1 protein-coding gene is annotated in these 1685 nt (G+C 68.9%); it reads left to right on the plus strand.

The genetic code is table 11. From position 1 onward, the window contains the following. On the plus strand, positions 1 to 1685 hold a 1685-nt coding region (locus MD221_RS17370; protein WP_242113414.1), incomplete at both ends, for an RHS repeat-associated core domain-containing protein.

Raw genomic sequence — 1685 nt, forward strand, 5'->3', positions numbered from 1 at the left:
CTACGACAGCATGGGCCGCAAGACCCAGCAGAACGACCCGGACAGCGGCGTCACCCGGTTCCGCTACAACGCCCTGGGCGAGCTGGTGCAGCAGACCGACCCCTACGGCAACCGCATCGAGAACTGGTACGACGGCCGCGGGCGGGTGTGGCTGAAGAAGGTCTGGCGCAAGTATCCGGATGCCACCGAGGCGGTGGAGACGCGCTCGGAGTACGTGTTCGACACCGCGGCCAACGGCCTGGGCCAGCTGGCCAGCGAGTCGATCGCCGGCAGCTATACCGACTGGCGGACGCAGCCGGCGCTGGACGTGGACTTCGGCCGGACCTACGGCTACGACGCCCTGGGGCGTCCGGTGTCGGTGACCACGAGCATCGACGGCAAGTCGTATCCGCTGCAGACCCAGTACGACGCGCTGGGCCGGGCGTGGAAGGCGCTCGATGCCAGCGGCCGCTGGGCGAAGACCGAGTTCACCGTGCGCGGCTTCGTGAAGTCGGTGTGCAACAGCAGCGCCACCGATACGGTGGACACGTGTCCGGCCGATGCCAACACCTACGTGACCACGCTGGAGGTCGACGCCTGGGGCCACGTGGTGCGGGAGCGGCGCGGCAACAGCACGGCGATGGAGGTGAGCCGGCAGTACTGGCCGCAGACCGGGCGGATCAGCGAGATCTGCGCGGGCGGGGCGAGCTGCAACCTGGTCAAGGAGGGCTACGGCTGGGACGCGGTGGGCAACCTGACCACCCAGCAGAAGGAAGACCGTTACCTGGAGGGGTATGCCTACGACAGCCTGAACCGGCTCAGCAGCGGCACGCTGCTGATGCAGGGCGGGGTGACGGTGAACCAGCGCGTGCAGTACTTCGAGTACGACGCGCTGGGCAACCTGTGCCGGCGCGAGAACACCGGCTGGGCGGCGCGCGACTACACCTACGCCGGGCGGGCGGGCTGCGGGCTGGGCGATGCCAAGAACAGCGCCTACGGCGGCGGCAGCACGGACGGGGCCAAGAGCGCCCACCAGGTGGCCGACCTGGTCTCCGGGGGCGACCACCTGCTGCAGTACTACGACGCCCGCGGCAACACGACGCTGCGCGATGCGACCAATGCCGCCTCCGACAATGCGATCAAGTACACCCTGGACGACCAGGCGTACGAGATGACCAGCGGCTCGGGGGCGAGCACGCGGTTCTGGTACGGCAGCGACGGGGCGCGCTACAAGCGGGTGGACGGGGCCAAGACCACCTACTACCTGGGCAACGTCGAGGTCGAGGTGGTCGGCGCGGCGACCACCTACAAGCGCACCGTGGGCGGGGTGATGCTGCAGACCAGCAGCAGCCCGAGCGGCACGGCGGCGAACTACTACCTGTTCCACGACCAGCTGGGCAGCCTGATCCGGATCGCCAACGCGGCCGGCACGGTGGTCAACAGCATGGACTTCCTGGCCTACGGCGGGCGGCGCAACACCCAGACGCAGGGCGGCAATGCCGCGCCGGGCACGGTGCCGACGCTGACCACGCGCGGGTTCACCGGGCACGAGATGGTCGATGGCGCGGGCCTGAACATCATCCACATGAACGGCCGCATCTACGACCACTACGTCGGCCGCTTCCTGCAGCCGGACCCGGTGATCCAGGAACCGGACAACCCGCAGAGCTGGAACGCCTACACCTACGTGTTCAACAACCCGCTGG

The sequence above is a fragment of the Luteimonas aquatica genome, from assembly GCF_022662575.1.
GTDB classification, from domain to species: domain Bacteria; phylum Pseudomonadota; class Gammaproteobacteria; order Xanthomonadales; family Xanthomonadaceae; genus Luteimonas; species Luteimonas aquatica.